At 49.2% G+C, this 5,679-nt stretch carries 2 tRNA genes and 3 rRNA genes; all 5 read right to left on the bottom strand.

Features of this window, described 5'->3' with window-relative positions:
• Nucleotides 1-109, bottom strand: a 5S ribosomal RNA gene (gene rrf, locus AC07VK_RS24740); the annotation flags it as partial.
• Nucleotides 110-247: 138 nt separating this feature from the next.
• A 23S ribosomal RNA gene (locus tag AC07VK_RS24735) occupies nt 248-3,124 on the bottom strand.
• 427 nt (nt 3,125-3,551) lie between these two features.
• Nucleotides 3,552-3,628, bottom strand: a tRNA-Ala gene (locus AC07VK_RS24730).
• Between the two features lie 17 nt (nt 3,629-3,645).
• Nucleotides 3,646-3,720 (bottom strand) — tRNA-Ile (locus AC07VK_RS24725).
• Nucleotides 3,721-3,981: 261 nt separating this feature from the next.
• Nucleotides 3,982-5,503, bottom strand: a 16S ribosomal RNA gene (locus tag AC07VK_RS24720).
• Between the last annotated feature and the right edge of the window lie 176 nt (nt 5,504-5,679).

Below are 5,679 nucleotides of genomic sequence, written 5' to 3'. Positions count from 1 at the left end.
TGGCACCGACCTACTCTCCCACGTGTTACCGCAGTACCATCGGCTCTGGTGGGCTTAACTTCTCTGTTCGGAATGGGAAGAGGTGGACACCACCGATATAGGCACCTAAATATTTTTAAATAAGGTTGAGGGAGCGAGGGTTTAAGGGAGGGAGGGTTGCCTTCCGCCTTTCCACCTTCGGCCTTCCAGCCTTAAATGACATATTATTGAAAGAAGTTATTATGAAGAACAAACAACAGTCTGTTTGCTTTGAAAGCTTCGGATGATTAGTACTACTCGACTGTGCTGTCGCCAGCTTTACATCTGTAGCCTATCAACGTAGTAGTCTGCTACGGTCCTATATGGAATTCTCATCTCGTGGCTAGTTTCGCACTTAGATGCTTTCAGCGCTTATCTATTCCCAGCGTAGCTACTCTGCAATGCCCCTGGCGGAACAACAGATTCACTAGAGGCTAGTCCAACCCGGTCCTCTCGTACTAAGGTCAGCCCCACTCAAAATTCCTACGCCCACAACAGATAGGGACCGAACTGTCTCGCGACGTTCTGAACCCAGCTCGCGTGCCACTTTAATCGGCGAACAGCCGAACCCTTGGGACCTTCTCCAGCCCCAGGATGTGACGAGCCGACATCGAGGTGCCAAACCTCCCCGTCGATATGAGCTCTTGGGGGAGATCAGCCTGTTATCCCCAGCGTACCTTTTATCCTTTGAGCGATGGCCCTTCCATGCAGAACCACCGGATCACTATATCCGTCTTTCGACCCTGATCGACTTGTCTGTCTCACAGTCAAGCAAGCTTATGCTATTGCACTCCGCGTACGGTTACCAAGCGTACTGAGCTTACCTTTGAAAGCCTCCGTTACCTTTTTGGAGGCGACCACCCCAGTCAAACTACCCATCAAACAATGTCTCCCCATTAAGGGGATTAGACACCGAATACAGAAAGGGTGGTATTTCAACGTTGGCTCCACGACGCCTAGCGACGCCGCTTCAAAGCCTCCCACCTATCCTACACATCCTGTATCCAATGTCAATGTTAAATTGTAGTGAAGGTGCATGGGGTCTTTCCGTCCCGTTGCGGGTACCCGGCGTCTTCACCGGGACCACAATTTCACCGAGCTCATGGCTGAGACAGCGCCCAGATCGTTACACCATTCGTGCAGGTCGGAACTTACCCGACAAGGAATTTCGCTACCTTAGGACCGTTATAGTTACGGCCGCCGTTTACTGGGGCTTCGATTCAATGCTTCTCCTTGCGGATGACATCCCCTCTTAACCTTCCAGCACCGGGCAGGTGTCAGGCCTTATACCTCATCTTTCGATTTTGCAAAGCCATGTGTTTTTGTTAAACAGTCGCCTGGGCCTTTTCACTGCGGCTGACATTGCTGCCAGCGCCCCTTCTCCCGAAGTTACAGGGCCATTTTGCCGAGTTCCTTAGCCATGATTCACTCGAGCACCTTAGAATCCTCTTCCCGGATACCTGTGTCGGTTTGCGGTACGGGTTTTTATAACCTGAAGCTTAGCGGTTTTTCTTGGAAGTCTGATTACCTGCGCTATCCGCTTACCCGAAGGCTCGCGGTACTATCAGCTTTCAGCATCGTTGGCGGATTTGCCTACCATCGATATACCTACGGCCTTTAACGATCTATTCCGTCAGATCGCGGCAGTGTCACTACTCCGTCCCCACATCGCAGTTATAAAAAGTACTGGAATATTAACCAGTTGTCCATCGAATTTCCCCTTCGGGTTCTCCTTAGGTCCCGACTGACCCTGATCCGATTAGCGTTGATCAGGAAACCTTATCCTTTCGGTGGGCGGGTTTCTCTCCCGCCTTATCGTTACTTATGCCTACATTTGCTTTTCTAGAAGCTCCAGCACCCATTACCAGATACCTTCGCTGCCGCTAGAATGCTCCCCTACCGATATATTTCAATCCCATAGCTTCGGTGAACAGTTTAATGCCCGTTTATTATCCATGCCCGATCGCTCGACTAGTGAGCTGTTACGCACTCTTTAAATGAATGGCTGCTTCCAAGCCAACATCCTAGCTGTCTGTGCAATCGGACCTCGTTAGTTCAACTTAACTGTCACTTGGGGACCTTAGCTGATGGTCTGGGTTCTTTCCCTCTCGGCGCGTGACCTTAGCACCCCGCGCCTCACTGCAGACCATATTTCATAGCATTCGGAGTTTGTCTGGATTTGGTAGGATTTGACTCCCCCGCACCCAATCAGTAGCTCTACCTCTATGAAACTTAATGTCCACGCTGTTCCTAAAAACATTTCGGGGAGTACGAGCTATTTCCCAGTTTGATTAGCCTTTCACCCCTACCCACAGATCATCCGGAAACTTTTCAACGTTTATCGGTTCGGTCCTCCAGTACGTGTTACCGCACCTTCAACCTGTCCATGGGTAGATCACAAGGTTTCGCGTCTACCCCCTCTGACTATACGCCCTATTCAGACTCGCTTTCGCTTCGGATCCGTGCCTGAAGCACTTAACCTTGCCAGAGAGGAGTAACTCGTAGGCTCATTATGCAAAAGGCACGCCGTCACGCAACTTGTACGCTCCGACCGCTTGTAAGTACACGGTTTCAGGTTCTATTTCACTCCCCTGTTCGGGGTTCTTTTCACCTTTCCCTCACGGTACTGGTTCACTATCGGTCTCTCAGGAGTATTTAGCCTTACCGGATGGTGCCGGCAGATTCCCACAAGGCGTCTCCGACCTCGCGGTACTCAGGATACTGCTAGGCCAGCATTCTATACGTGTACCGGGCTATCACCGTGTATCGCTGGGCTTCCCATCCCATTCCACTTCTGTTTGCTGATGCCATGTTGCAGTCCTACAACCCCCACTTTGCCGTAACAAAGTAGGTTTGGGCTCTTTCCCTTTCGCTCGCCACTACTTAGGAAATCATTGTTATTTTCTCTTCCTCTGCTTACTTAGATGTTTCAGTTCGGCAGGTTTGCTCATTATATGTGACATGTCTTCAACATGCCGGGTTGCCCCATTCGGAAATCTTCGGATCAGTTCCTATTTGCAAATACCCGAAGCTTATCGCAGCTTATCACGTCCTTCATCGCCTCTGAGAGCCAAGGCATCCCCCGTGTACTCTTTATTACTTTCTTCTACTCATACGCCTTTTGCGCCGTATGGTATGCTTTTTTTGCTCTTGTTATGATGTCTCATACCTTCCTTTGAGTTGCCTCTTGGGTCGGTGAGCACAAACACAACAGTCGCCTATTGTTGTTTGCTCTTCTTTTTTAACTTCTTCCAATATGTCAAAGAACTTTACTAAGGTTGAAGATCGAGGGTATAAAGGTAGAGGGTTTCATTGTCCCCTAACTAAGCCCCGTTTCAGCCTTATTAGTAAAAACTGCGGTCTCGAACCGTTTCAGATGTTTTCTCTGTTACATCCGTGCCCCGTGGCGTTTCTTCTTAATCTTTATGTCAATGTATATTATCTATCCCGATAATAAGGTGTTTATTCTGTTGTGGTTTGTTTCGGCTATAGCTCTTACCCTATACCCTCTACCTTTTAACCCTCAACCTCAATGGTGGAGAATAACGGAGTCGAACCGTTGACCTCCTGCGTGCAAGGCAGGCGCTCTAGCCAGCTGAGCTAATCCCCCAAAAGGATGTAAATGTGTAGTCCCGTCCAGATTTGAACTGGAGACCCCTACATTATCAGTGTAGTGCTCTAACCAGGCTGAGCTACGGGACTTTGCTTTTAGGCAGCATCTGATGCAGTATATAGTATCTTACCGCTACCGCTTTCCTTTGCTTACCTCAGCTTTGTTCCGTTATGCTATACCTTTATAGTATGCACACCGTTGTCTTCTGGGTGTTTCTTTTTTCTCTTTTTAGTATAAAGTCATCAGTATCAAGTATCAGGACACGCCTTTCAGCTTTAGTCTTTATGCTTTCACCTTCTACCTTAATCAGAAATATCATGTTGCGTGGCGAGTAGGCGGTGCTACTCCAGAAAGGAGGTATTCCAGCCGCACCTTCCGGTACGGCTACCTTGTTACGACTTAGCCCCAGTTATCGGTTTTACCCTAGGACGCTCCTTGCGGTTACATACTTTAGGTACCCCCAACTTCCATGGCTTGACGGGCGGTGTGTACAAGGCCCGGGAACGTATTCACCGCGTCATTGCTGATACGCGATTACTAGCGAATCCAACTTCATGGGGTCGAGTTGCAGACCCCAATCCGAACTGTGAATGGCTTTGTGAGATTCGCATACCGTTGCCGGCTAGCTGCCCTCTGTACCATCCATTGTAGCACGTGTGTAGCCCCGGACGTAAGGGCCATGATGACTTGACGTCGTCCCCTCCTTCCTCTCTGTTTGCACAGGCAGTCTGTTTAGAGTCCCCACCATTACGTGCTGGCAACTAAACATAGGGGTTGCGCTCGTTGCGGGACTTAACCCAACACCTCACGGCACGAGCTGACGACAGCCATGCAGCACCTAGTTTCGTGTGATTGCTCACTCATTTATCTCTAAATGATTCACTAACTTTCAAGCCCGGGTAAGGTTCCTCGCGTATCATCGAATTAAACCACATGCTCCTCCGCTTGTGCGGGCCCCCGTCAATTCCTTTGAGTTTCACTCTTGCGAGCGTACTCCCCAGGTGGAACACTTAACGCTTTCGCTTAGCCGCTGACTGTGTATCGCCAACAGCGAGTGTTCATCGTTTAGGGCGTGGACTACCAGGGTATCTAATCCTGTTTGATCCCCACGCTTTCGTGCCTCAGCGTCAATAAGACCATAGTAAGCTGCCTTCGCAATCGGTGTTCTGAGACATATCTATGCATTTCACCGCTACTTGTCTCATTCCGCCTACCTCTAGTCCATTCAAGCCCATCAGTATCAAGGGCACTGCGATAGTTGAGCTACCGTCTTTCACCCCTGACTTAACAGGCCGCCTACGCACCCTTTAAACCCAATAAATCCGGATAACGCTTGGATCCTCCGTATTACCGCGGCTGCTGGCACGGAGTTAGCCGATCCTTATTCTTCCGGTACATTCAGCACATTACACGTAATGTGGTTTATTCCCGGATAAAAGCAGTTTACAACCCATAGGGCAGTCTTCCTGCACGCGGCATGGCTGGTTCAGAGTTGCCTCCATTGACCAATATTCCTTACTGCTGCCTCCCGTAGGAGTCTGGTCCGTGTCTCAGTACCAGTGTGGGGGGCCATCCTCTCAGATCCCCTAGTCATCGTCGCCTTGGTGGGCCGTTACCCCGCCAACTAGCTAATGACACGCATGCCCATCTTCATCCCATAAATGTTTGATCATTGGATAATGCCATCCTGTGATTTTATGCGGTATTAATCCGGATTTCTCCGGGCTATCCCCCAGATAAAGGTAGGTTGCATACGCGTTACGCACCCGTGCGCCACTTTCTTAAGGGGCAAGCCCCTTAATATCGTTCGACTTGCATGTATTAGGCCTGCCGCTAGCGTTCATCCTGAGCCAGGATCAAACTCTCCATTGTAAAATGTGTTGTAAGATGCTGACCAGTTTTAACTATTGTTAAAAATAGTCTTCTTTTTGTTATGTTGTCTGTTAGACACCACCTTTAAAATAAAGCTACGCAATCATGTACTTTGATCAGTACTCCATTACCTCGCTACGCTACATTGACATCTCTTTTAAGAACTTGCTGACCTG

The organism is Pedobacter sp. GW821-FHT01D05 (genome assembly GCF_059422505.1).
This window is presented reverse-complemented; position numbering and strand designations above follow the sequence as displayed.